General features: G+C 71.1%; 25 protein-coding genes. 14 read left to right on the forward strand and 11 right to left on the reverse strand.

The window, feature by feature from the left end:
- Window positions 1–10: 10 nt before the first annotated feature.
- Together AB0L00_RS06960 and dapE are read right to left on the reverse strand one after the other, a co-directional pair.
- Window positions 11–406 carry a MerR family transcriptional regulator gene (locus AB0L00_RS06960; protein ID WP_364429483.1) on the reverse strand — a complete coding sequence of 132 codons (396 nt, stop codon included), beginning with the start codon at window positions 404–406 and terminating at the stop codon, window positions 11–13.
- A gap of 112 nt (window positions 407–518) precedes the next feature.
- Window positions 519–1,574, reverse strand: a complete 1,056-nt coding sequence (dapE, locus tag AB0L00_RS06965) for a succinyl-diaminopimelate desuccinylase (protein ID WP_364429485.1) — start codon at window positions 1,572–1,574, stop codon at window positions 519–521.
- A 222-nt stretch (window positions 1,575–1,796) separates the two neighbouring features.
- Here dapE and AB0L00_RS06970 point away from each other — a divergent pair, with 222 nt between their 5' ends.
- Both AB0L00_RS06970 and AB0L00_RS06975 read left to right on the forward strand, forming a co-directional pair.
- The gene (locus AB0L00_RS06970) at window positions 1,797–2,624 is read left to right on the forward strand and encodes a peptidoglycan recognition family protein (RefSeq protein ID WP_364429488.1); all 828 of its coding nucleotides are present in this window, start codon (window positions 1,797–1,799) and stop codon (window positions 2,622–2,624) included.
- 89 nt (window positions 2,625–2,713) lie between these two features.
- A complete protein-coding gene (locus tag AB0L00_RS06975) occupies window positions 2,714–3,544 on the forward strand; it encodes a lysozyme (RefSeq protein WP_364429490.1) in 831 nt (276 codons plus the stop codon).
- Window positions 3,545–3,606: 62 nt separating this feature from the next.
- Here AB0L00_RS06975 and AB0L00_RS06980 read toward each other — a convergent pair whose 3' ends face one another.
- Complete coding sequence (locus AB0L00_RS06980; protein ID WP_364429492.1) at window positions 3,607–4,443, reverse strand: 2,3,4,5-tetrahydropyridine-2,6-dicarboxylate N-succinyltransferase; 837 nt, start codon at window positions 4,441–4,443, stop codon at window positions 3,607–3,609.
- 71 nt (window positions 4,444–4,514) lie between these two features.
- Between AB0L00_RS06980 and AB0L00_RS06985 the strand changes: the two genes are divergently transcribed.
- A complete protein-coding gene (locus tag AB0L00_RS06985) occupies window positions 4,515–5,339 on the forward strand; it encodes a hypothetical protein (RefSeq protein WP_364429495.1) in 825 nt (274 codons plus the stop codon).
- A 110-nt stretch (window positions 5,340–5,449) separates the two neighbouring features.
- Here the strand turns inward: AB0L00_RS06985 and AB0L00_RS06990 are convergent, their stop codons facing one another.
- Entirely contained in the window at window positions 5,450–7,084 is a 1,635-nt protein-coding gene (locus tag AB0L00_RS06990) for a flavin monoamine oxidase family protein (RefSeq protein WP_364429498.1), read from the reverse strand.
- 222 nt (window positions 7,085–7,306) lie between these two features.
- On the opposite strand from AB0L00_RS06990, the gene AB0L00_RS06995 reads away from it, so the two are divergent.
- The gene (locus AB0L00_RS06995) at window positions 7,307–8,941 is read left to right on the forward strand and encodes a PQQ-binding-like beta-propeller repeat protein (protein ID WP_364429501.1); all 1,635 of its coding nucleotides are present in this window, start codon (window positions 7,307–7,309) and stop codon (window positions 8,939–8,941) included.
- A 106-nt stretch (window positions 8,942–9,047) separates the two neighbouring features.
- Here the strand turns inward: AB0L00_RS06995 and AB0L00_RS07000 are convergent, their stop codons facing one another.
- The 3 genes from AB0L00_RS07000 to cysD are packed head-to-tail and all read right to left on the reverse strand — an operon-like array spanning window position 9,048 to window position 12,249.
- Window positions 9,048–10,073, reverse strand: a complete 1,026-nt coding sequence (locus AB0L00_RS07000) for a response regulator (protein ID WP_364429504.1) — start codon at window positions 10,071–10,073, stop codon at window positions 9,048–9,050.
- Window positions 10,074–10,084: 11 nt separating this feature from the next.
- Window positions 10,085–11,338, reverse strand: a complete 1,254-nt coding sequence (locus tag AB0L00_RS07005; protein WP_364429507.1) for a GTP-binding protein — start codon at window positions 11,336–11,338, stop codon at window positions 10,085–10,087.
- Window positions 11,338–12,249, reverse strand: a complete 912-nt coding sequence (gene cysD, locus AB0L00_RS07010) for a sulfate adenylyltransferase subunit CysD (RefSeq protein ID WP_364429510.1) — start codon at window positions 12,247–12,249, stop codon at window positions 11,338–11,340. The genes AB0L00_RS07005 and cysD overlap by 1 nt, the downstream gene beginning before the upstream one ends.
- 365 nt (window positions 12,250–12,614) lie before the next feature.
- Here cysD and AB0L00_RS07015 point away from each other — a divergent pair, with 365 nt between their 5' ends.
- From AB0L00_RS07015 to AB0L00_RS07040, 6 genes are all read left to right on the forward strand, one after another.
- Window positions 12,615–13,949: a M20/M25/M40 family metallo-hydrolase gene (locus AB0L00_RS07015; RefSeq protein WP_364429513.1), complete on the forward strand. Its 1,335-nt coding sequence runs from the start codon at window positions 12,615–12,617 to the stop codon at window positions 13,947–13,949.
- A gap of 5 nt (window positions 13,950–13,954) precedes the next feature.
- Window positions 13,955–14,899, forward strand: coding sequence for a GNAT family N-acetyltransferase (locus AB0L00_RS07020; RefSeq protein WP_364429516.1), 945 nt, complete (start codon window positions 13,955–13,957; stop codon window positions 14,897–14,899).
- Window positions 14,900–14,902: 3 nt separating this feature from the next.
- On the forward strand, window positions 14,903–15,502 hold the full coding sequence (locus AB0L00_RS07025) for a hypothetical protein (RefSeq protein WP_364429518.1): 600 nt from the start codon (window positions 14,903–14,905) through the stop codon (window positions 15,500–15,502).
- Window positions 15,499–16,518: a BtrH N-terminal domain-containing protein gene (locus AB0L00_RS07030; protein ID WP_364429521.1), complete on the forward strand. Its 1,020-nt coding sequence runs from the start codon at window positions 15,499–15,501 to the stop codon at window positions 16,516–16,518. Before AB0L00_RS07025 ends, AB0L00_RS07030 begins: the two co-directional genes overlap by 4 nt.
- 12 nt (window positions 16,519–16,530) lie before the next feature.
- Window positions 16,531–17,850, forward strand: a complete 1,320-nt coding sequence (locus AB0L00_RS07035) for a DegT/DnrJ/EryC1/StrS family aminotransferase (RefSeq protein ID WP_364429524.1) — start codon at window positions 16,531–16,533, stop codon at window positions 17,848–17,850.
- Between the two features lie 200 nt (window positions 17,851–18,050).
- Complete coding sequence (locus AB0L00_RS07040; RefSeq protein WP_364429527.1) at window positions 18,051–18,872, forward strand: hypothetical protein; 822 nt, start codon at window positions 18,051–18,053, stop codon at window positions 18,870–18,872.
- 266 nt (window positions 18,873–19,138) lie between these two features.
- Here the strand turns inward: AB0L00_RS07040 and AB0L00_RS07045 are convergent, their stop codons facing one another.
- The 4 genes from AB0L00_RS07045 to AB0L00_RS07060 form a co-directional block, all read right to left on the reverse strand.
- Window positions 19,139–19,516, reverse strand: a complete 378-nt coding sequence (locus AB0L00_RS07045) for a hypothetical protein (RefSeq protein ID WP_364429530.1) — start codon at window positions 19,514–19,516, stop codon at window positions 19,139–19,141.
- 157 nt (window positions 19,517–19,673) lie between these two features.
- A complete protein-coding gene (locus AB0L00_RS07050; protein WP_345354191.1) occupies window positions 19,674–19,979 on the reverse strand; it encodes an AzlD domain-containing protein in 306 nt (101 codons plus the stop codon).
- A gap of 2 nt (window positions 19,980–19,981) precedes the next feature.
- Window positions 19,982–20,764 carry an AzlC family ABC transporter permease gene (locus AB0L00_RS07055; RefSeq protein WP_364429534.1) on the reverse strand — a complete coding sequence of 261 codons (783 nt, stop codon included), beginning with the start codon at window positions 20,762–20,764 and terminating at the stop codon, window positions 19,982–19,984.
- Window positions 20,742–21,476: a sulfotransferase family protein gene (locus AB0L00_RS07060; protein WP_364429537.1), complete on the reverse strand. Its 735-nt coding sequence runs from the start codon at window positions 21,474–21,476 to the stop codon at window positions 20,742–20,744. Before AB0L00_RS07060 ends, AB0L00_RS07055 begins: the two co-directional genes overlap by 23 nt.
- A gap of 174 nt (window positions 21,477–21,650) precedes the next feature.
- Here AB0L00_RS07060 and lysW point away from each other — a divergent pair, with 174 nt between their 5' ends.
- From lysW to AB0L00_RS07080, 4 genes are read left to right on the forward strand one after another with little or no spacing between them, the layout of a single operon-like run.
- Entirely contained in the window at window positions 21,651–21,815 is a 165-nt protein-coding gene (gene lysW, locus AB0L00_RS07065) for a lysine biosynthesis protein LysW (RefSeq protein WP_345354197.1), read from the forward strand.
- On the forward strand, window positions 21,812–22,678 hold the full coding sequence (locus AB0L00_RS07070) for a RimK family alpha-L-glutamate ligase (RefSeq protein WP_364429540.1): 867 nt from the start codon (window positions 21,812–21,814) through the stop codon (window positions 22,676–22,678). Before lysW ends, AB0L00_RS07070 begins: the two co-directional genes overlap by 4 nt.
- Before the next feature lie 2 nt (window positions 22,679–22,680).
- Window positions 22,681–23,706 carry an N-acetyl-gamma-glutamyl-phosphate reductase gene (argC, locus tag AB0L00_RS07075; RefSeq protein ID WP_364429543.1) on the forward strand — a complete coding sequence of 342 codons (1,026 nt, stop codon included), beginning with the start codon at window positions 22,681–22,683 and terminating at the stop codon, window positions 23,704–23,706.
- Between the two features lie 29 nt (window positions 23,707–23,735).
- Window positions 23,736–24,578, forward strand: a complete 843-nt coding sequence (locus AB0L00_RS07080) for a [LysW]-aminoadipate kinase (protein WP_364429546.1) — start codon at window positions 23,736–23,738, stop codon at window positions 24,576–24,578.

The raw sequence follows: 24,578 nt of genomic DNA on the forward strand, positions 1-24,578 counted from the left end.
CGGCCAGCGGTCACCGGCCGAAGCGGGTGCGCTCGATCTCCTCGTACGCGTTGATCTTGTGGTCGATGAGCTCGAGGTCATGCTGCAGCTCGTCGATGTGCGCGGCCACCTCCGCGCGGTGCGCCACGAGCAGCGCCTTGCGGTCGGCGGCCGTTCCGTTGCCCTCCCGGGCCAGCTCGGCGTAGCGCAGGAGGGTCGCGATGGGCATCCCGGTCGCGCGTAGCCGGGTGAGCAGGGTGATCCAGGACAGGTCGCGCTCGGTGTAGCGGCGGTGCCCGCTGGCGTCGCGCTCCGGGGGCTCCCGGAACGCGCCGATGCGCTCGTAGTAGCGCAGGGTGTGGGTGGAGACGCCGGTGCGCTCGGCCGCCTCCGCGATCGTCAGTCCGTCAGCCAGGACCTGGCTCATCAGGCCACCTTCCCGCGTCGATGCCGCTCTGGGGTCCGGGGGAACTCGTCGGTGTCGTCGATGCCGCGGCTCACGTCGTTGAGCCGCGCCGCTCGGGTCTGGGCGGCGGCGCTCAGGTCGTGAGCCAGGCTCGCATCCGCTCCTCACTCGCGAAGATACGCGGAATCTCGACGTACTCATCACGGGTGTGCGACAGGCTCGGTTCACCGGGGCCGTAGTTGACGGCCGGGATGCCCAGCTCGGAGAACCTCGCGACGTCGGTCCAGCCGAACTTGGCACGCACCGCGCCGCCGGTGGCCTCGGTGAACGCCGCCGCGACCGGATGCGTCAGGCCCGGGCGCGCACCCGGCGCGCCGTCGACCACGGTGACCTCGTAGCCGTCGAACAGCTTTCGGAGGTACCGCTCGGCGTCGGCCAGGGACTTGTCGGGCGCGAACCGGTAGTTGATCGTGACGACGCACTCGTCGGGGATGACGTTGCCCGCGACCCCGCCCCGGACGAACACCGCGTTGAGCCCCTCGTGGTACTCCAGGCCGTCCACCACGGGCCGCTCCGGCTCGTACGCGCGCAGGACGTCGAGCACCGCGGCGGCCTGGTGGATGGCGTTCGTCCCCATCCACGACCGCGCGCTGTGCGCCCGCTCGCCGGCGACCTTGACCTCGACGCGGATGGTGCCCTGGCAACCGCCCTCGACGATGCCGCCCGACGGCTCCATCAGGACCGCGAAGTCGGCCTGCAGGAGCTCGGGCCGGGTCAGACCGATGCGCCGGAGGCCGTTGCGCTCCTCCTCGATCTCCTCGCACTCGTAGAAGAAGTACGTGACGTCCCGGGTGGTCTCGGGGATGGTGGCCAGCTTGAGCTGGACGGCGACGCCCGCCTTCATGTCCCCGGTCCCGCAGCCGTACAGCCGGTCGCCCTCCACGCGGGAGGGCAGGTTGTGGTTGATCGGCACGGTGTCGAGGTGCCCGGCGATCACGACCCGCTCGCTGCGGCCCTGCGACGTCCGCGCGATGACCGTGTCGCCGTCCCGCTCGACGGACAGGTGGGGCAGGGCGCGCAGCGCCTCCTCGACCGCGTCGGCGAGGGCCTTCTCGTTACCGCTCACCGATTCGATGTCGACGATCGCCGCGGTCAAGGACGCGACGTCCTGAGTCAGATCAAGCCGCATGGGGCCTGAGCCTACGCCAGTGATGCCCGGATCCGGCCAGCCGCCCGGCGGTCTGCGGCCGCGCCGTTAATCAGCCTGAACTGCGCGGATCTGCCGACCTGCCAACGAAGGCCGCAATATTGGGGGATTTTTCCACTTACTTATGGCTTGATTCGTTGGTTATTTACCTGTGAGAGGGAGCGGAACGCCGTTTGTTTTCGCCCGGGAAGGACCTCCCCCGCCATGGACCATCCCCCCGCCCACCCCCGCAGCCGGCCCGCCGCCCCGCTGGGCCCCGCCACCACCGGCCCCGACCTCGCCCGCCGCGACGTGCTCATGCGCGCGGCCGCCGTCGCGGGCGGCGCCGTCCTCCTCGGCGCCGCCGGCCTGACCCGCCCGCGCTCCGCACACGCCGCCACCAGGCCGTACATCTACACGCGCGCCGAGTGGGGAGCACGGCCCCCGACCTCGCCCGCCACCATCATCAAGGCGCCCGATCACCTGATCGTGCACCACATGGCCTTCCCGAACTCCACCGACTACTCGCTCACCCACGCCTTCCAGCTGTCCCGCGACTGCCAGGACCTCCACATGGACACCAACGGCTGGAGCGACACCGGGCAGCAGCTCACGATCAGCCGTGGCGGCTACGTGATGGAGGGCCGCAACCGCTCCATCGAGGCCATCGGCAAGGGCGCGAACGTGATGGGCGCCCAGTGCGCGAACGAGAACGGCCACACCCTCGGCATCGAGAACGAGGGCACCTACACCACCGAACTGCCGCCCACCGCCCTGTGGAACTCGCTCGTCCAGACCCTCGCCTGGCTCTGCGACCTCTACGGGCTCTCCCCGGCCACCGCGATCGTCGGCCACCGCGACTACAACACCACCGAGTGCCCCGGCGACGCGCTCTACGCCCAGCTCCCCCGGCTCCGGTCGGAGGTCGCCGGTGCGCTCGGCCTGGCGTACGCCGCGCGCGCCGAGGCGCCCATCACCCGATCCGGCCTGCCCGGACCGCGGGCCCTCGGCGACCACGGCCCCGCCGTGGGCGCCGCCGACCGCCGCCCCTGATGGCCGGGCCACTCCGCCCCCGGCCGCCCGAGTCCACCCGCCCGCACGGTAGTCCCACCCCCGCCACTCCCGATCCCCAGGAGGAATCCGTGGCCCCGTCCCCCCGCCACCGCATCGTCCGCAGGCTGACCACGGCGTTCGCCGCGCTCGCCGTCGCCGGAGGCGTCCTCGCCGCCGCGCCCGCGGCCGGCGCGTCGCCGAACCCGATCACCCACCCCGACAAGGACCACGCCGGCTCGGGCCTCGCCGCCCGGAGCACCTCCGACGGCACGGTCAGCCCGCTGGTCGCCGGGCTCCCCGGCCTCGACGTCTCCAGCCACCAGGGCAACGTCGCCTGGAGCACGGTGAAGAGCAACGGCGCCAAGTTCGCCTACGTCAAGGCCACCGAGGGCACGTCGTACCAGAACCCCTACTTCTCGCAGCAGTACGTCGGGTCCTACAACGCCGGCCTGATCCGCGGCGCCTACCACTTCGCCACGCCGAACACCTCGAGCGGCGCGGCGCAGGCCGACTACTTCGCCGCCCACGGCGGCGGCTGGTCCAAGGACAACCAGACGCTGCCCGGCGCGCTCGACATCGAGTACAACCCGTACGGGGCCACGTGCTACGGCCTGAGCCAGGCCTCGATGAAGAGCTGGATCCACGCGTTCATCAACGAGTACCACGCCAAGACCGGCCGGTATGCGGTCATCTACACGACCCTCGACTGGTGGACCTCGTGCACCGGCAACAACGACGCGACCTTCGCGACGAACAGCCCGCTGTGGATCGCGAAGTACAGCAGCTCGGCCGGCACCCTGCCGTACGGCTGGAGCTTCTACACCATCTGGCAGTACGCCGACAGCGGCACGTTCCCGGGTGACCAGGACACCTTCAACGGCGACGCGTCGCGCCTGCTCGCCCTCGCCAACAACACCTGATCAGAACCGACCGAGGTGCCGGGGCCGTGCCCCGGCACCTCGCGCGTTCGGCGGGATGCGGGTCAGGCGCTCAGGCCGTGGTCCCGCAGGACGTCGTTGAGCTGCGACTTGTCGTGCCGCACACCGGGCTCGAGACGCTTGATCACCAGCACGGCGGGCATCCCGAAGGTGCCGCCGGGGAACTCCTTCAGCCGCGTGCCGCCGACCGCGACGCACCAGTCGGGGATGCGACCGCGGCCGAGCTCCTCGCCGGTCTGCACGTCGATGACCGGCATCGAGGCGGAGAGGTTCGTCCCGGAGCCGACGACCGCGCCCGTGCCCACGCGGGCCCCCTCGACGATCATCGAGCGGCTGCCGATCATGGCCTCGTCCCCGATGATGACGGGCTTGGCGTTCGGCGGCTCGAGCACGCCGCCGATGCCGACGCCGCCGGACAGGTGGACGTTCTTGCCGACCTGCGCGCAGGACCCGACCGTCGCCCAGGTGTCGACCATCGTGCCGGAGTCGACGTACGCCCCGATGTTCGTGAACGACGGCATGAGGACCACGCCCGGCGCGAGATAGGAGCCCCAGCGGGCGATGGCACCGGGCACCACGCGCACCCCGTCGAGACGGGTCTTCAGCGGAATCCGGTCGTGGTAGTGGAAGTCGCCCACCTGCGCGCGGGCCATGCCCAGCACCTTGAAGCTCAGCAGGATCGCCCGCTTGGCACGCTCGTCGACGATCACCTCGTCGGTGGCCTCGTCGACGAACGCCACACGCGCCTGCCCGGCGTCGATCAGATCGACCGCGCCCACAATGGCGGATCGGGCGTCGGTGTCCTCGGGGCTCAGGTCGGCCCGGCGCTCCCACAGCTCATCGATGACGCTTGAGATCGGGCTGGTGAACGTGTCGGTCATGCCGGTGAGAATAGCGGCGGCACCGTCGATGAATGTCCGGCAGGGTGTAAGGAACGGGTACCTTCGTGCCCGTGAGTCGGACGAGTGGGAGGCGGCTGCGGCTGGCCGTCATCGCGTTGATCACCACGCTGGTCATCGTCGGCGGCGGTGCCGCACTGTACGTCCACTTCCGTCCGTATCTCCACGGCACCAACTGCGAGGCCCGTACGAGCACCGGAGTCATGCCGCTCGACCTCGACCAGGCCGCCAACGCCGCCACGATCGCCGCCGTGGCACTGCGCAAGAAGCTCCCCGAAGAGGCCGTCGTCATCGCGTACGCGACGGCGCTGCAGGAGTCGCACCTGCGCAACCTCGAGAGCGGCGACCGCGACTCCGTCGGCCTGTTCCAGCAGCGCCCGTCGCAGGGCTGGGGCACGTCCGCCCAGCTGAAGGACCCGGTCTACGCCGCGAACCGGTTCTTCAGCGCGCTCGTCAAGGTCAAGGACTACACCGGGCTGCCCGTCCACGACGCGGCCCAGCGGGTGCAGCGCAGCGCGGACGGCAAGGCGTACGCCCGGCACGAGGAGGACGCCCGGATCATGGCCGCGGCCTACACCGGCCGCGTGCCCGGCGCCGTTCGCTGCTGGTACCCGCCGAACAAGCGCAAGAAGCAGGACCAGTCGGCGCAGGCCCTCGACACCCTGCGCAAGACGCTCAAGCGCAAGGACACCGGCGACGGGATCACCGCGGCCAACGCCCGCAGCGGGTGGACGATCGCGACCTGGATGGTCGCGCACGCCCAGCCGTACGGCATCCACGAGGTGCGCTACGCCGGCCGGCGCTGGCGATCGGCGCAGGGCCATGACGGCTGGACCAAGGACTCCGACGCCCCCACGGACCGCGTCCTGATCAACTGAGACCGGCGCCGCCGGTCGCGCCTCATCGCCCCAGAACCCGATGACGTCCGCTCTGTGTAGATGGCATCTACGTAGATGCGATCCACCAAGGGAAGACGGTCTCGTGGGGCCTACCGTGGGGTGGCGAGGGCGCGCTGGTGGATCTCGCTGACGACGTAGCGGGCGGACAGGAACGCGCCCGCCTGCCAGCCCATGAAACGCGTCAGCCACTCACCGGCGAAGTACACGCGGCCGTGCGGCTGGTTCAGCAGTTCGTACTGGCCACTCGTCCAGGACGGCCAGGCGACCCACCCGGTCTCGATGTGCGGGATGCGGTCCCACGCCACGGCGAACGCCGAGACGACCTCCTTCGCGTACTTCGGGCCATGGATCTTCACCCCCTGGGCGAGGGCGTGCTTGATCCGGTCCGCCGGCGACATCCGGTCGAAGGCGTCGGTGCCCGGCCCCTGCGTGTAGTAGCCGAGCAGGACGCCGCCCTTGCCGTGGTACCCGTGGGAGGGGTACCAGATCTGGCTGATGTCCAGGTCGGTGTTGGTGATCCCGCCGTAGATGCGGTCGTCCTCCTCCCACCACCGCCGCCGGTACTCCAGGCCCAGCTTGCCGACGTGGACCCGGGTCGGGTACTCCAGGGCCGCCTTCACCGCCGCGCCCAGGTTCGTGGGGATCCGCGCCATGAGATAGGCGGGCAGGGTCGCCACGCAGTAGTCGCCCTGCGCCATCCGCTGCCGGCCCTTCGCGTCGCGGTACCGCACGTGGACGGCGTCCGGCTGGTCCGTCACCTCCAAGACCTCGGCCTGGTACTCGATGCGGTGCCCGCCGATGCGGTCGGCGAGGGCGTACGGGATGCGGTCCATGCCGCCGATCGGCTGGAACATCATCATCGCCTGGTCCCAGCCGAGTTCGAACGACAGGTTCCGGCCGAGCCGGGAGGCGAGCACGTTGTGCAGGGACGGCGGCGGCCCGAGGACCGTGCCCGGCTGGTCGGCCGCGTCGGGCAGGACCGAGTATCCCCGGCGGTCGGTGCCGGTGTACCTCCACTCGCCGCCCGTGCGGGTGAGGGCGCCGAAGTCCTCGAGGAACGCCATCAGCCGGTCCTTGTCGTCGGCGGACAGCTCCGCGTCGAGCGCGCCCTGGCTGGTGGCCTTGGCCAGCAGCTCACTGATGTAGCCGTACGTGTCGGCCTTGACGGCGCGGTCCGTCGTCCGGACGTCGGACATCGGCCCGGCGTTGTCGTAATAGACGTAGGCGTCGGCATTCTGATTGACGAACGGCTCGATCGCGACACCGAGTTCGCGACAGTAGTCGAGCGTCAACATGAACTGCGCGATCCGCGCCGGACCGGCGTTCATATAAAGCCCGGGCGCGAACGTGGCGCGCTGTTCGTAACCGCCCAGTTCGCGTTCGACGGTGCCGCCGCGGACCGTCCAATTGCGTCCGCCGGGACGGTTCTTCGCCTCCAGGATGCGGCAGTCGTATCCCGCCTTGCCCAGTTCGTACGCGGTGGCGAGCCCGGCGATGCCGCCGCCGAGGATCACGACCTTCGGGGCCTTGCGGCCCGACAGCGCGAAATCCGCGCGGCTCGGCGGGACGAACGGGCGTCCCGCCGCGTCCGCCGCCGTCGGCGCCAGGCCGAGTGCGCCCATCGTCTCGAACAGGACTCCGGCTCCGCCGGCGATGCCGACGGCCCGCAGGAATGATCTTCTGGTGACCGCACTCCCCATGACGCCCTCCGGCCGATTGCCCATCAGCTGGGGACGATAATCGCTCTGCGTTTCCACTTTAAGGAATCGCAATAATTGTCATCCGGGATTCATCGATCCGACTATCCGGCGCGTCCGCCTCATCGTCGTGATTACCCACCGGTCATCCGGATGACGAATATCGGCGGCGCTCGGAACATGCCTTTTTCGGGCGGTTACCGTGGACCCTCAAGGAGGGAGCTTATGCGATTTCCAACGAGAAGACCTTTGCAAAGACTGTGGGCCGCACTGGCCGGGGCATTCCTGGTCGTCGGCGCGCTGGCGGGCGCCGTGGCGTGCACCTCCCATTCCGCCTCCGACGTCTCGGCGCATGACACCGTCGCGCCACAGCGGACCGCGGGCGAGTGGCCGTCCGGCGGCCAGAACATCTACGACACGCATGGCAACCCGTACGAACACCAGATCAACGCCTCCAACGCGTCCCGGCTGACGACGCGCTGGACGGCGACCATGCACGGGGACGTCTCGGCGACCCCCGCGGTCGTCGGCGGCGCGATCTACGTGCCGGACTTCGGGGGGTACTTCACCAAGTACGACGCCCGGACCGGCCGGGTGATCTGGTCGCACAAGGTGTCGGAGTACACCGGGGACCAGAAGAGCTTCTCCCGGACCAGCCCCGCCGTCTCCGGCGACACCGTCTACATCGGCGACCACTACGGCCTGCACGCCACGGGATCGGCGCCGCCGGTCACCGCCGACGCCGCCCGGCTGCTCGCCGTCGACGCCGCCACGGGCAAGCTGCGCTGGAAGCTCGTCCTGGACAAGCAGTTCGCCGCCTGGCTCACCCAGTCGCCGCTCGTCCATGACGGCGTCATCTACGAGGGCATCGCGTCGGGCGAGGAGGACCAGGCGGCCGCGCCGAACTACCAGTGCTGCAAGTTCCGCGGCAACCTGGTGGCGATCAGCGAGCGCACCCACAAGGTGCTGTGGCGGACGTACTTCCAGCCGCCGAACGGCGGGACGACCGGCGGCTACAGCGGTGCGGCCATCTGGAGCGGCACCCCCGCCATCGACCCGGTGAACAAGACGGTCGTCATCACCACCGGGAACAACTACGCCGTCCCCGCCAGCGTGGAGAAATGCCGCAAGGCCGGCGGCACACCGGAGAAGTGCTTCTCCTCGGAGAACCGCATCGACTCGATCATCGCGGTTGACATGCGCACCGGAAAGATCCGGTGGTCGACCGGCGCGAAGATGTTCGACGACTGGAACTCCGGGTGCCTGCCCGGCGCACCGCCGAACAACTGCAAGCCCGACCACGGCCCGGACGCCGACTTCGGCGACGGCGCGCACGTCTCGGTCGTCAATGACCACGGGAAGCAGCGGGTGCTGGTCGGAGCCGGGCAGAAGAGCGGCATCTACTGGCAGCTCGACGGCGCCACCGGCAAGATCCTCTGGAGCGCGGCCCCCGGCCCGAGCGGGCAGCAGGGCGGCATCCAGTGGGGCAGCGCGACCGACGGCAAGCGGGTCTACGTCGCCGAGTCCAACGCAGACTCCCACCCGTACAAGCTGCCGAACGGCAAGACGATCGACTACGGCTCCTTCTCCGCGCTCGACGCGCTGACCGGAAAGCTCGTCTGGCAGATCGCCGATCCGTCGAAGGGGCATGACAAGGCGCCGCTCACCGTGGCGAACGGCGTGGTGTACGCCGGTTCGACGACCGGCCACATGTACGCCCTGGACGCGGCCACCGGGAAGGTCCTGTGGGACCGGAAGGGCCAGGGCTCGTCACTCGCCGGCCCGGCCGTCGTGGACGGACTCGTCTACTGGGGGAACGGCTACACCGCCAAGTGGGCCACCCCCGGCACGACGTTCTACGTCTTCGGGCTGCCCGGGCACTGAGCGAAGGGTCGCGGAACGACCGGGCGGCGGCGCGGCGGACGAACTCCCAGTCCGTCCGCGCGGCCGCCCGGTCTCGTCGTCCGGGCGATCCCGGTGGTGCGTTCGGTCATCTCCGCGTCCGCGCGGCCCTGGCGGAGTGTTCCGTCTTGTCCGCCCGGCCGTTGACCATCCCGCTCCCGGGTGATCCGTCGTGGGACGGACGACCGTTCATGGGCCGCCGGTTCACCGACGTGCCCCGGACCGGCCCGTCCACCGGCGGACGGCCGTTCGCCCCCCGCCCGTCCACCGGCGGGCGGCCGTTCGCCACCCGCCCGTCCACCGGCGGGCGGCCGTTCGCCACCCGCCCGTTCACCGGGGCCCTCCGGCCCGGCCCGTCCACCGGCGGGCGGCTCTTCCGGTCGGCTCCGGGCGCGGTACGACGGCCGCTCGGGCCGTCGGCCGCTGAGTGGTCGTTCCCTCCCGGGCCCAGGCGCCGGGCCTCCTGCATCAGGCCGGCGCGGTAGGCGAACGAGACGAGCTGCGCCCGGTCCTTCAGTCCAAGCTTGCAGCGCAGCCGGTAGACGTGGGTCCGTACGGTGGTGGTGCCGATGAACAGCTCGGCGGCCACCTCCTCGATCGTCAGTCCCCGCGCGAACAGGGTGAGCACCTCGCGTTCGCGGGCGGTGAGCGACTCGACCTCGGACTGGAGAGGGGTCTCCGTCGGCGCCTCCTGGCGGCGGAACCAGTCCACCAGCCGGGTCGCGACCTGGGGGGCCAGCATGGTCTGGCCGTCGGCCGCGGCGCGCACCGCCGAGCCCAGCTGCTCGCGGGTGACCTCCTTGACCAGCAGGCCGTTCGCCCCGGCGTGCAGGACCCGCGAGATGGTGTCCTCGTTCTCCATCATCGACAGGACGACGACCCGCGGCTTCGGGTCGAGGTCCTCCTGGTTGAGTCGCCGTACGAGCTCGAGACCGGAGATGCCGTCCAGGGCCAGCCCGGTGACCACCACGTGGGGCTGGTGCCGCCGCGCGAGGACCATGGCGTCGATGCCGCTGCCGGTCTCATCGATCACCTCGATGTCCTCTTCGGCCGCGAGCAGGGCGGACAGCCCATGTCTGACGATCGACAGCCGGTCGCAGACGAGTACACGCATGAATTCTTCCCTCAGTCCTGGGTTCGGGTGTCGACCATCCCGCCGGCGACCGTACGGTTCGTGTTCGGGTCGAGGAGGATGAAGCTGCCGGTGGTGCGGTTCCTCGCGTAGTCGTCGCACATGATGGGCTGCGCCGTGCGCAACTTGATCCGGCCGATGTCGTTCGCGCCGAGCGAGTCGGTGTTCTGGCGGTGCAGGGAGTTCACGTCGACCCGGTAGACGATCTCGCGGAGCTGGGCGCGGACGCTGCGGCTCGTGTGCTTCAGGACCAGGCGCGCGCCCGGCTGCACCGGCGTGCTGTCCATCCAGGAGACCATCGCGTCGACGTCCTGCGTGATCACGGGGTGGTTCCCCGGCCGGCAGATGAGATCGCCGCGGGCGACGTCCAGGTCGTCGGTCAGCCGCAGCGTCACCGACATGGGCGGGAACGCCTCGTCGATCGGGCCTTCGGCGGTGTCGATCGACTCGACGCGGCTGCTCATGCCGCTGGGCAGCACCAGGACCTCGTCGCCCGGCCGGAAGACGCCACCGGCGACCTGACCGGCGTAGCCCCGGTAGTCGTGGAAGTCGTCCGAGCGCGGGCGCACGACGTACTGCACCGGGAACCGCGCGTCCACCATGTTGCGGTCCGAGCGGATGTGCACCGTCTCCAGGTGGTCGAGGATCGTGCCGCCGTGGTGCCAGTCCATCGTGTCCGAGGGGGTCACAACGTTGTCCCCGCGCAGCGCCGAGATGGGGATGAACGCCAGGTCGGGCACCCGCAGGCGGGTCATGAACCGCGAGCACTCCTCCCGCAGGCGGTCGAAGTCGGACTGCCGGTAGTCGACGAGGTCCATCTTGTTCACCGCGATCAGCCAGTGCGGCACGCCGAGGAGCGACAGCAGGAAGGCGTGCCGCCGGGTCTGTTCGGTGAGACCGGCCCGGACGTCGACGAGCAGCAGCGCGAGGTCGGCGACCGAGGCGCCGCAGACCATGTTCCGGGTGTACTGCACGTGCCCGGGGGCGTCGGCGATGATGAACTTGCGGCGGGACGTGCTGAAGTAGCGGTAGGCGACGTCGATGGTGATGCCCTGTTCCCGCTCGGCGCGCAGGCCGTCGGTCAGGAGCGCGAGGTTGGTCTCCTCCAGCCCCATGCGGGTGCTGGAGCGGGCGACCGCCTCGATCTGGTCCTCGGTGATGGACTCGGTGTCGTAGAGCAGACGCCCGATCAGCGTGCTCTTGCCGTCATCGACCGAGCCGGCGGTCACGAAGGTGAGCAGTTCCATCAGAAGTAGCCCTCCCGCTTGCGGTCCTCCATGGCGGACTCGGCGAACCGGTCGTCGGCGCGCGTCGCGCCGCGTTCGCTGAGCCGGGAACGTGCCATCTCCTCGATCACCTCGGCCGGGGTGCTCGCGTCGCTCTCGATCGCGCCGGTGCAGGTCATGTCGCCGACCGTCCGGAAGCGCACCCGCATCTCGCGCGCCTCCTCGCCCTCCTCCTGCGGGAGGAAGGGGTTCTGCGCGAACAGCATGCCGTCGCGGCTGAGGACGGGCCGGCGGTGCGCGTAGTAGAGCGCCGGCAGCGCGACCTCGTACCGCTCGATGTACTGCCAGACGTCGGCCTCGGTCCAGTTGGACAGCGGGAAGACGCGCAGGTTCTCCCCCGGAGCGATCATGGCGTTGTGCAGGGTCCACAGCTCGGGCCGCTGGTCGCGCGGGTCCCACTGCCCGAACTCGTCGCGCAGCGAGAAGATCCGTTCCTTGGCGCGGGCCTTCTCCTCGTCGCGCCGTCCGCCGCCGAACAGGGCGTCGAAGCGGTGCTCGGTGACCGCCTCGACCAGGGCGGTGCCCTGCAGGCGGTTGCGGCTGACGGTTCCGGGTGGCTCGGTGAGCCGGCCGTCGCTGATCATCTCCGGCATCGAGACGACGACCAGCCGTATGCCGAGGTCGGCGAGGAACTTGTCGCGGTACTCGATGACCTCGGGGAAGTTGTGCCCGGTGTCCACGTGCAGCGCGGGGAACGGCACGGGCGCCGGCCAGAACGCGCGGCGCGCCAGGTGCGCCATGACGGCGGAGTCCTTGCCCCCGGAGAACAGCATCGCGGGGTTCTGCAGTTCGGCGGCGACCTCGCGCATCACGAAGATCGCCTGCGCTTCCAGTACTTCGAGATGGGACAGGTGCAGATCTTTCTCGACCATCGGCCCTCCACGGATTTGACCCTGGAGCGAGGTACCCAGCAATGCCGGAATAAACACGAATCGCGACCAATACCCAAAACGTTCACTTTGCCAGCGACCCGATGTTTATACGGCCTGTAACCCCACTTCACCGGGCGCAATGTCGATCTTGAGTGGCCGGGAAAGACGTACGTCAAGACCCGTGATCCGTCGTCATCACCGTGTCCAAATATCTCCCCGAAAAGGCGCGAAGCGGCTGACCTTGCCAACGATGTATCGGCGTTAGGCTCCTCTTAGTCCCAATCCGACACGGCGCAGGTAGCGGCGTTGATGCCGCTTTTCCGGCGCCCATACACCGCCATTTTCGGTCAACCGAAGGGTCACCTATGCCTGACCGACTCGACACGGCGGCCGACCCGGTGACGCTCACGCAACGACTGATCCGGTACGACACGACGAACCCTCCGGGGAACGAGGCGGCGTGCGTGGAGTTCGTCGCCGGCCTCGCCGCCGACGCCGGACTGCCGCATCGCCTCGTCGCCGCACAGCCCGACCGGCCGAACCTGCTGATCCGGCTCCCGGGCCGCGGCGCGGCGCCGGGCCTGCTCATGCACGCCCACGTCGACGTCGTCCCCACCAAGGACCAGCAGTGGTCGTACCCGCCGTTCGACGGCGCCGTCCGCGACGGTCACGTCTGGGGGCGCGGCTCGCTCGACATGAAGGGCGGCCTCGCCATGATGCTCACGGCGATGCTGCGCCTGCACGCCGAGGGGGTCCGGCCGGCGGGCGACGTACTGCTCGCGGTCGTGCCCGACGAGGAGGCGGGCAGCGCGGTCGGCGCGCGGTACCTCGTCGACCGGCACCCCGAGCTGTTCGACGGCATGCGGTACGCCGTCGGCGAGGACGGCGGAGCGGACCTCGAACTGGACGGCGCCGTACGCCTCCACCCCATCGTCGTCGCGGAGAAACGGGCCTGCTGGCTGCGGATCACGCTGCGCGGACCCGGCGGCCACGCGTCCCGCGTCGCGCTCCCCGACAGCCCGGTACGCCGGTTGACCCGCCTCCTGGACGCGATCGAGCCCGGCGGCCTGCCGCCCGTGCTCACGCCGGCCGCCGACCGGATGCTGCGCGAGCTGAGCGCCGCGCTGCCCGAGCCGCAGGCCGCCGTCTTCGAGCGGCTGCGCGCCGATCCGGCCGACGAGAGCGCCCTCGGCGAGCTGTCGGCGGCGGACGCGCAGTACCTCCGCTCGATCCTGCGGCACTCGGTCAACGCGACGGTCGTCCGGGCCGGTACGGCGACGAACGTCCTGCCGGAGGAGATGACCGTCGAGCTTGACTGCCGCGCCCTCCCGGGCGGCTTCGGCGCGGCGGACTTCGTCGCGGCGCTGTCCGAACGGGTCGGCGCCGACCTCGACGCCGAGGTGATCGTGGAGGGCGAGGCGATGCCGGAACCGGAGTTCGGCCCCTTCTACGACCAGCTCGCCGAGGTGCTGCGCGCCGCCGATCCGGACGGGGTCCCGGTGCCGATGGTCACGACCGCGTCCACCGACGCCCGCCTCTTCCCCCGGCTCGGCATCGCCTGTTACGGGTGGCTGCCCCTCATGCTGCCCGCCGGCGCGGGCTACCGGGGGCTGCTGCACCGGCCGGACGAGCGCGTCCCGGTCGAGGCGCTGCGGTTCGGGGCCTCCTGCTTCGCCGATCTGCTCCGCGGCTACCGGTGACGACGATGAGCGACCTGAAGCGGCCGCCCATGACGGCGGCAGGAGACCTCGAGCCGGACCCGGGCGGCCTGGAGTTCGTCCGGCTCGACGGCGACGAGGTGACGATCAGCAAGTGGGCCGGCGTGGTCGCGGTGATCACGCGGCAGGCGTACGACGGATCGGACCCGATCCACGGACTGCCGCCGCCGGACGGGTCCCGGGACACCGCCGCCGAGGTCGCCGACGAACTGCGGGCCGGGATCGGCGTCTGGCTCGCGCTGACGCCGGACGGCACTCCCGCGGGCGCGGCCCGCGTCCGCGCGCACGAGGCCGGGTACTGGGAGGTCAGCCGCGTCGCCACCGCGCCGGCCGGCAAGAAGCGCGGCGTGGCGCGCCGGCTGCTCCGCGCCATCGAGGACGCGGCGCGGGACGCCGTGGTCCCCCGGGTCCGGCTGAACGCCGTCGTCGAGCGCTGCCTGCCGTCGTTCTACGCGGCGCTCGGCTACCGGGTGGTCACGCACTGGCCGAGCCCCGACAAGCCGCTCACCGAGGTGACCATGGAGCGGGACCCGGCGACGCCCTGGGAGCCGGACCCCTTCCCCTGGACCGCCATGCCGCCGCCCGCCGCACCGGTCGTCTGCTGGCTCACCGACCCCGCCGGGCTGTGGGCCGTGGTCGTCGACGACGCGGACGACGTGTTCGCGGCGGTGCGCTCCGCGAGCGCCCGGCTGGTGAGCAGCGGCGTCCCCGCCGTACGGCTCGCGGGCGTCGACCTGCCCACCGAGCACGCGCCCGACCCGCAGGAGCTCCTCGCCGGGATCGGCGAGGAGGGGGCCGACGTGCGGTACGCGGGCCCGGTCCGCGCCTCGGTTCCCGCGCACGTGGCCCCGCGCACCGTCCATCCCGAGTACCACGCGTTCTGGCGGCTGCCGCCGGGGCGCGAAGCAGAGATCTCCCCCTGGAGGTGGTGACCCTTGACGTCCCTTCGGCAGGAGACGACCGGGTCGATGACCCAGGTCGACCTGTCCTCCTTCTTCGACAACACCGGGCTCACCGGGCGGGACGACCTGTCCGGCGGCGCCTTCAACATCTGGCGTAACACCTTCCCGGCCGAGGAGCTGCCCGGCGAGCCGCCGACCGTGCTCGGCGGCGTGCCGTTCCGGTTCCCCGACCGCGGTCCCTCGGGGGCGGACAACGTGCGCTGCGCGGGCCAGCTCGTGCCCGTGCCACCCGGCCGGTACGACTGGGTCTACCTCGTCGCCGCCGCCGAGCGCCGTACGGAGGACTTCGTCCTGCTGCACTACGCGGACGGCGCGATCGACCCGGAGTGGCTGCGCGTGTCCGACTTCTGGCCGGAGACCGACCCCCGCTTCGGCGAACGCCACGGGCTGCGCTGCCGGACCCTGCACTACCCCCGGCACGTGCAGGAACGGATGGGCCCGGCGATCTGGCGGGAACGGGTGCCCGTGCCCCGCGAGACACCGCTCACCGCGATCCGGCTGCCCGACAACCCGGCCGTCCACGTGTTCGCCATGACGCTGCTGCCCGTGACCGAGGAGGTGGGCGCGCCGTGAAGGTCGTCCTCGACGGCGTACGGCCCTGGCGTCACGATCTGGCGGGCTGCCTGCACGCCTGTGCCGCCACGCTGCTCGCCCACCAGGGCCTGCCCCCGCTCGACGCGCTCGGCGCGGCGTGGGGCTTCTACTACCCGCCGGGCGACTTCCGGCAGGAGGAGTACTACTACCCGTGCCGGCCGGGATCCTCCCTGCTGTCGGCGATCGCGCCGTACCATCCGATCACGTCGCGGTGGCACCTGCCCGGAGACGCCGACCGCGGCTGGGCCGAGGTGCGCGACCAGGTCGCCGCCGGCACACCCGTCGCGGTCGCGGTGGACAACTTCGAGCTGCCCTTCCGGCCCGCCTACCAGGACGTGCACGCCAACCACATGGTCATCGTGTACGGCTTCGACGACGAGGAGCGGACCGCCCGCGTCCTCGACACGGTCCCCCCGCGCTTCGACGGCGACCTGCCGATCGAGGTCCTCACCGCCGCCCGGCACTCGGGCAACGAGGCGCAACACGACCGGGACATGTTCTTCGCCGAGAGCCCGATCGCGGACCGCTGGCTCGAGGTCACGGTAGACCACGCGCGGCTCCGGCCCGTCGACCGGCAGGTCGTCACGGCGCGGCTGCTGCGCAACCTCGCCGGGTTCACCGCGCCCGACGACGGCGACGACCACGTGGGGCTGCCCGGCCTGGAGAGCTTCCTGCGCGGCATGGAGCAGCGGCTCGTCCACGGCGACGAGGTCGCCGACGAGCTGTTCGTCGTGGCCGGCGGGGTGCTGGCCACGACGGCGCTGCACGCCGACTGGCTGACCGACGCCGGGCGGGAACTCGACGCGCCACTCCTCCGCGAACTGGGCCGGACCGTGGACCGCGTCGCGCACCACTGGACCGCCCTGCGCATCACCGCCGCCCTCACGCGCAAGGGGGACGTCTCCCCCCGCCGGCTCCGCCGGCGGCACGACGCGATCCTCGGCGCGACCGAGCAGGCCCTATACCAGACCGAGGCCGTGCTGGCCGACCTATGACCGGGAGTGACCATGGACAAGCTCGCGATGCTCGGCGGCACGCGGACCGTTCCGCGTGACCGCCGTATCCCCAAGTGGCCGGTGGTCACCCCGGACGACGAGGAGGCCGTACGCCGCGTGCTGGCGAGCGGCCGCTTCACCACCGCCTCGTCCGGCGAGAAGGAGATCGCGGGACTCGAACGGGAGTGGGCGCGGGAGACCGGCACCCGGCACTGCGTCGCCGTCAGCAACGGCACCACGGCGCTGTCCCTCGCCCTCGCGGCGGCCGGGATCGGGCCGGGCGACGAGGTGATCGTCCCCGCGCTGAGCTTCATCGCCTCCGCGATCGCGCCCCTGCACGTGTTCGCCGTTCCGGTGTTCGCCGACATCGACCCGGTGACGTTCAACGTCGACCCGGCGGCCGTCGAGGCGGCCGTGACACCGCGGACCAAGGCCATCATCGTGGTCCACCTGCACGGGCTGCCCGCCGACCTCACCGAGCTCATGGCGGTGGCCGAGCGGCACGGCCTCACGGTGATCGAGGACGCCGCCCAGGCCCACGGCGCGCGCTACCACGACCGGCCGGCCGGCTCGTTCGGCGCGATCAACACCTTCAGCCTGAACGTCAGCAAGAACCTCGCCACCTGCGGGGAGGGCGGCCTGGTCACGACCGACGACGCCGACCTGTACCGGCGGGCGACGATGATGCGGCAGTTCGGCGAGGTGATCCCGCGCCGCGGGTCGCGCAGCTACGTCTCCCACCTGCTCGGCTGGAACCACAAGCCGGCCGCGATCCAGTGCGCCTTCACGCGCAGCCAGCTGGCGCGGTTCGGGCGGGAATCGGAGCTGCGCGACCAGAACGTCCGGCACTTCCTCGGCCGGCTCGCGGAGCTGCCCTGGCTGCACGTCCCCACCGCGCCGGACGACCGCACTCACGTGTGGCACATCCTGCGGTTCCGGGTCGACCCGGAGCCCTTCGGCCTCGGCCCGGAGTTCGCCGGGCCGCTCCGCTCGGTCGTCATGCGCGCCCTGCGGGCCGAGGGCGTGCCCGCGACGCACTACCAGCTGATGCCCCTTCCGGCGCAGCGGCTGTTCCAGTCGCCGCTGCCGGGCGTCGACCGCAAGTACCGCGGCGAGGATCACCCGAACACGCTCCGGGTGATCGACGGCTCGTTCACCATCCAGAAGGCGCACCTGCATCCGGACGCCCGCCCGCTCCTCGACCTGTACGCCGACGCCGCCGCCAAGCTGTGGGCCCACCGCGACGTCATCGCCGCCGAGGCGAAGTCCCTGGACTACACCCCACCGTGGCGCGAGGCGGAGGAGATCGCCGACGCGGAGTGGGATGGCTGACCACCTTCTGCGAGATGCCGAGATCCCTGGCGTTCACTGCCCTTAGAGGACAGTGAACACCAGGGATCTTCACTGGTCGTCCCCTCCCGACCCCAGCGTGAGCGTGTGCGGAAGTGGCCGTGGCCCGGACGGTCATCCCTGGCGCCCCCGTACATCAGTCAGGGCGCAACACAACCAGGGACAAGAAAGGGAGCTCCACGATGAGCGGCCATTTCACTATGAACGGCGGCACGCGCAGGCCCATCCGCGGTGACCACCACGCCATCGGGAACATCGCCAACGGCCGTCGCGTCGACGTCCACAACGGCAAAACCGCCATCAAGAAGGTCTCCAACGGCGGCAGCGCCTTCCTGCACGGCGGCGACTCCACCATCAGGGAGGTGGGCGAAGGCGGTCACGTCGACGTCTTCTCCCGTTACCAGGAGGTCGGCCACCCCACCATCGGGTATGTCGGCAAGGGCGGCATCGTCGTGGTCCGCTACCACGCCGAGCCGACCATCAAAAAGGTCGGCGCAGGCGCTCGTGTCTTCATCTACGGCGGCAACCCGACCATCGAGGAGGTCACCGACGGCGGCATCGTCGTCGTCCGCGACGGCAAGCCCACCATCAAGAAGGTCACCGACGGCGGCATCGTCATCGTCCACAGCGGCAAGCCCACCATCAAGAAGGTCGCCGACGGCGGTCACGTCGAGGTCCGCGGCGGCAACCCCACCATCGAGGAGGTCGCCGACGGCGGGATCGTCGTCGTCCGCTACGGCGACCCCACCATCAAGGAGGTCGGCTTCCGCGGTCGCGTCTGGGTCTACGGAGGAAGCCCCACCATCGAGGAAGTCGGCTTCGGCGGCAGGGTCGACGTCCGCAACGGCGATCCCACCATCAAGGAGATCTCCGACGGCGGCAGCGTCGACGTGCGCGGCGGCAGCCCCACCATCAGGAAGGTCGCCGTCCGCGGCATCGTCTTCAGGAAACTCCGGCGGAGCCGCCGAGGCTCCGGCCGGCGGGTCGTGAGTCGACGCGCCTGAGCCCGACCACCCACGGAACGGGAAGAGGTGATCCGCCTCTCCCCGCGAACGACTCGGCCCCCGCACCCCACACGGTGACGGGGGCCGACCTGTGTCCAAGGCGCTCGAAGCGGGGCGGGTGCGAGGCGAGGCTTGATCCCTGGCGATCGCAGGCGATAGAGCGCAGCGATCGCCAGGGAGTCGCACCGGCCCGATACCAGTGCCGGATCAGCCCGTCAGAGGCAGAGCCCGCCGTGGCGCGAGGCCGAGGAGATCGGGTCGTCGGCTCAGGAATGTGATCCCGTTGTGCGCCGTCTGATCGTCGCCCCGAGGTTGTCGAGCTCGTCGCCGCGATGGGCGCGGTGTTGCCGCGTCCAGGTTTCGTCGTGGAGGGGATCGAGCGTCATGACCAGGTTCGTACGGTCACCGGCGGGCTCGATGTCGATGGTCGTCAGGTGCTCGTACGACCGCTGCCCGGGCACGAAGTCGATCAGTGACAGGTAGGCGAGGAGGGTCGGCGGCGCCACCTCGGTGAACGTCTTACGCACCTCGGTCGACAGCGGGTTGCCGGTGAGCGGCACCGCCTCGACCTCGACCACTACCGGTACTTCCACTCCACCCGCGCCGAGCTCCTGCGTCGCGCAGGCCGCGACGGCGAGGCCCACCGCGCCTACCGCCGGGCGCTCGATCTCGCGCAGAGCGAGCCAGAACAGCGCTTTCTCGCCGACCGGCTGGCCAAGACCGCACCCTCCGTCCGGAGAGAGCCAGGCTGCGCCGGCACATGATGGGCACCATCACCGACACGTGAGCGACCACCGTCGGTCAGACGGCCAGGCGGAGCAGGATGGTGACGAGGACGCCGCAGAGGATGGCGGGCAGGTCGGGCCAGCGGAGCAGGCGGGCGGCGCCCGCGCCGCCCAGGCCGGCCACGACGGTCCAGTCGAACTTGCTCCAGTGCGCGCCCGCGACCTCGGCGACGATGAGGGCGGCGAGCAGGGCCGGCGCCAGCATCGCGATGACGTCCCGTACCCGCTGCGGCAGGGCCCGCCCGCCGAGCACGGTGGGGCCGAGGGCCTTGAACAGCACGTTGATGACGGCGACGGAGAAGATGGCCGGCCAGAGGGACATGATCACTCCTTCTCGGCGTAGCGGTCGGCGGGCTCGTCGGCCGCCCCTTCGGTGCGCTCGTCTGAGGCACGGTCGTCGGCGGCGCCGCTGGAGGGGAGGAGACCGAGCAGCGCCGCCGACGAGGCACAGAGCAGCGCCACCCCGGTCGGGACCACGAGGACGAGCAGCGCGGCGATCACGGTGGCGAGGGCGGCCGCGCGCCGCGCCGCCGCCGACTCGCGGAGTTCGTCGATCAGGAGGACGAGGAAGAACGCCGGGAAGATCACGTCGAGGGCGAAGGTCTGGACGACGTGCGGTGACGGGTGCAGGACCGCGCCGATCGCGGTGCCGCACACCCAGGCCGGCCACTGCGGGATCGTCGCGCCGATCATACGTTCGGGGTCGAAGCGGCCCTCCCCCCGGTGCGCCGCCACCCACGAGCCGTCGACCACCGTCTGGCCGATGAGCGCCCGGCGGAGGACGCCGCCGCGCAGGCTCGGCGCGACCGCCACCGCCATCGGGATGAACCGGGCGTTGATCAGCGCGGCCGCGGCCACCGCCGGGACGGCTCCGCCTCCTCCGGCGAGCGCGGTGGCGAGCGCGAACTGCGCGGAGCCGGAGAAGACGACGAGCGAGCACACGATCGCCGGGGCCATCCCCCAGCCGAGCGTCCGGGCGCTCGCCCCGAACGTGATCGCGAGCGCGAAGGACGCGGCGGCGAGGCCGAGGCCGGTCCAGATCCCCTCGCGCAGCCGCTGCCGGGGCGTGCCTTCGAGACGCGGCTCAGCCGGCGAGACGTCGGGCATGGAGCATCTCGTAGAAGGGGAGGTGGTGGCGAAGGTAGTCGCCGTAGACGGGATGCGCTTCCACGTCGACGTCATTCTCCTCTGTGATCCGGGTGAAACCGGTGCTCTTGGCGGCGTCGGCGTGCCAGCGCCCGGACGGCGCCCATTCCTTGCGCTCCCCGGCCTCCCAGGACATCGCCTCGGGCAGGAACGGAATCCCGACGCGCTCGCAGTAGGACTTGACCACGGCCTCCGGCCGGTCGAGCAGGTCGTCGGAGTCGATGACCACCGGCTCGCGGCCGGTCACGTGCTCGACCTGCGTGAACAGCTCGTACTGCGCCTCGAACCCGATCTGGTGCCGGACGACGTCGGGGTTGAGCTTCTGGTAGGAGGCGATCGTGTCGCGCGGGTGCCGGATCAGGAAGGTGTGCACGGCGTCGGTGGTGAGGAACTCCCGGTCGGCGAGCACGCCCGGGTACCGCTCGTCGGTCGTGTCCTTGATGAAGACCGGCTTCCGCGCGGCGAGCGACCGCAGCCGCTCGATGAGCGCGGGTTCGGACGTGACGCGGTCGCCGTCGATATCGACGTATCCGAATTCGGCCAGATAAGAGAATGGCTCGTGCACCGGCGTGAAATCGCCGCGCTCGGCCATCATTCGGAAAAAGGCGGTGGACCGGCTGCGCGGCGCGCTCCACAGCACCAGAATTCCGGGCAGCGAGGATCGGTCTGACATGGCTGCTCCCGCAGACGGGCGACGTGAACGGATCGCCTCCAGTCCATCCCGCGGCGCCGCCCGAGGGGGTAATCACCATGACGAACCTCCTCGTCAAAGCATCAACGCGGGGCCGATTCGGTTACCGGCGGCTCTCCCTAACGTGGATCGTGAAGTCGAAGGAAAGGGAGAACCGTGCCTACCTGTCCCGAATGTTCCGCTCAGATCGGTGTCGACAACGAGCCCCAGCTGAACGAGATCGTGCAGTGCCCGGAATGCGGTTCCGAACTCGAGGTCGTGAAGACGTCGCCGGTCGGGCTCGCCACCGCTCCTGACGTCGAGGAGGACTGGGGGGAGTGAGCGGGGCCGCGGAGTCGGGGCCGATCGGCATCGTCGCGTCACGCGTGCGCCTCGACGAGAAGCGCATCATGGCGGCGTTCGATCGCCGGGCGGTGAAGTACGACTACGTCGACAGCCGTACCTGCTGGTACGAGCTGGACGGGACAGCCCCGCGATGGCCCGTCGCGCTCAACCGGGAGATCGGCCAGGTCCGCGCCGCCGCGGCGGCGCGGGGCCTGGAGGCGAACGGCGTCGAGGTCCTCAACGGCTCGGCCGCGATCGAGCTGTGCGGCGACAAGTGGCGCACCTCGGTCGCGCTGCGCGACGCCGGCCTGCCCGTGCCCCGCACCGCGCTCGCCCTGACCCCCGAGTCCGCGCTGGAGGCCATCGAGCGGATGGGGTACCCCGCGGTGATCAAACCGCTCACCGGGTCCTGGGGCCGGCTGGTCACCGCGCTGTACGACCGGCACGCCGCGACGGCCGTCCTGGAGCACGTCGCGGCGCTCCCGTCCCCGCAGTCCCACATCGTCTACGTGCAAGAGATGGTGCCGACGCCCGAACGCGACATCCGGGTGATCGTCGTCGGCGGCGAGGTCCTCGGCGCCACCTACCGGCGCGGCGACCAGTGGCGTACGAACGTCGCACTCGGCGCCACCACCGAGGTCTGCCCCGTCACGCCCGAGCTGGAGCACCTGGCCCGGTCCGCCGCGCTGGCGGTCGGGGCCGACATCGCCGGCGTGGATCTGCTCGAGGAGCCCGACGGCCGGCTGCTGGTCCTGGAGGTCAACTCCGGCGTGGAGTTCTCCGGGTTCCAGGCGGCGATGGGCGACCAGGTCGACGTCGCCGGCCGAATTGCCGACCACGTGATGACAAGGATGGTCTGATCATGCTCAGGGTCGCCGTAGTCGGCGGTTCCGGATACATCGGCGGTGAGCTGATCCGGATTCTGCTCGGTCACCCCGAGGTCGAACTCTGCGCGGCCACGTCGAACCGGTTCGCGAACCGGCGTGTCGACTCGGTCCACCCCAACCTGCGCAACGTCTGCGACCTCACCTTCACCCACCCCGAGGACCTGGGGACGTACGACGTGGTCTTCCTGGCCGTCCCGCACCTGGAGAGCATGAAGCAGGCGTCGGGGCTGCTGAAGCTGGGCGACGTCGTCATCGACCTCACGGCCGACTTCCGGTTGCCGGACGAGGAGGTCTTCCGGCGCTACTACAAGGTGCCGCACGAGGCACCGGAGCTGCTCGGCGAGTTCGTGGGCGGACTGCCCGAGCTGCACCGCAAGGAGCTGCGCGACGCCGACCGGATCAGCGTGCCCGGGTGCATGGCCACCGCCGCGATCCTCGCGCTCTGGCCGGTCGCCGACGTGGGCCTGCTGGAGCCGGACGTGTCCGTGGACGCGCGCACCGGATCCAGCGGCTCGGGCGCGTCGAGCGGCCCCGCCGACACCCACTCCGAACGCGCCAACGTCCTTCGGGTGTTCGCCCCCATCGGGCACCGCCACGAGGCCGAGATCGAGCAGGCGACCGGACTGCGGGTGACCATGGCGGCCACCGGCGTGGACGCGGTACGCGGCGTCCAGGTGCTGTGCCGGGGCCGGTTCGTCGGCGAGGTCGACGAGAAGCTGCTGCGGACGATCTACCGGGAGTACTACGGGGACGAGCCGTTCGTCCGCGTGGTGGCCCAGCGCCGCGGCGTCTACCGGCTGCCCGAACCCAAGATCCTGTCCGGTTCGAACTTCTGTGACGTCGGCTTCGCGCTGGACACCGCGGAGCGCCGCCTCGTGCTGATCGCCGCCCTGGACAACCTCGTCAAGGGCGGCGCGGGCAACGCGGTGCAGTGCATGAACGTACGGTTCGGCTGGCCCGAACGGCTGGGACTGGAGTTCCCCGGCCTGCATCCGAACTGAGCCGGCGCCCGAGTCGAAGGGGAATTCCAATGGCCGGGATCACGGTGATCAAGTGCGGCGGCCACGAGGCCGTCGATCCGGGAGCGGTCTGCGCCGATGCGGCGGAGCTGTACCGCCAGGGACGGGACGTCGTCCTGGGCCACGGCGGGTCCGCCGACATCGAGTCGCTGGCGGAGCGGCTGGGCGTCCAGCGGCGCCGGCTCGTCTCGCCCGACGGCGTCTCGGCCCGGTACACCGACGACGCGATGCTCGAGGTGGTCACGCTGGCGCTGGCCGGCCGGGTGAAGCCCCGGCTGGTCACCGCCCTCGCCGCCCACGGCGTTCCCGGCGTCGGGCTGACCGGGCTGGACGGCGGCCTCCTGCGGGCCCGCCGCAAGGCCGTGCACCGGGCCGTCGTCGACGGCCGGCGCGTCCTCGTCCGCGACGACCACAGCGGCCGTGTGAACGCCGTCCGCGCCGACCTGCTGACGGGACTGCTCGACGCCGGTCTCGTCCCGGTCGTGTCGCCACCGGCGCTCGCCGAGGACGGCACCCCGGTCAACACCGACGCCGACCGGGCGCTGGCCGCCGTCGCCGCCGCGCTCGGCGCGGAGACGCTGATCATGCTCACCGGCGCACCGGGCGTCCTCGCCGACGTCTCCGACGAGCGTTCCGTGGTGCCGGTCTACCGGGTCCCGGCCACCGGCGCGCCGTCGGACGTGTCCGGCGGGATGCGACTCAAGCTGGTCGCCGCCCGTGAGGCGCTGCTGGGCGGGGTAACGCGCGTGCTGATCGCCGACGGCCGCTGCGCGAACCCGGCGGCGCGAGCGCTGTCCGGAGAGGCGACCCGGATCGAACTGGACGAGGACAACACCGAGGAGATGACGGCGTGA

Origin of the sequence: Actinoallomurus sp. NPDC052308 (assembly GCF_040679195.1) — a bacterium.
GTDB lineage: Bacteria > Actinomycetota > Actinomycetes > Streptosporangiales > Streptosporangiaceae > Actinoallomurus > Actinoallomurus liliacearum.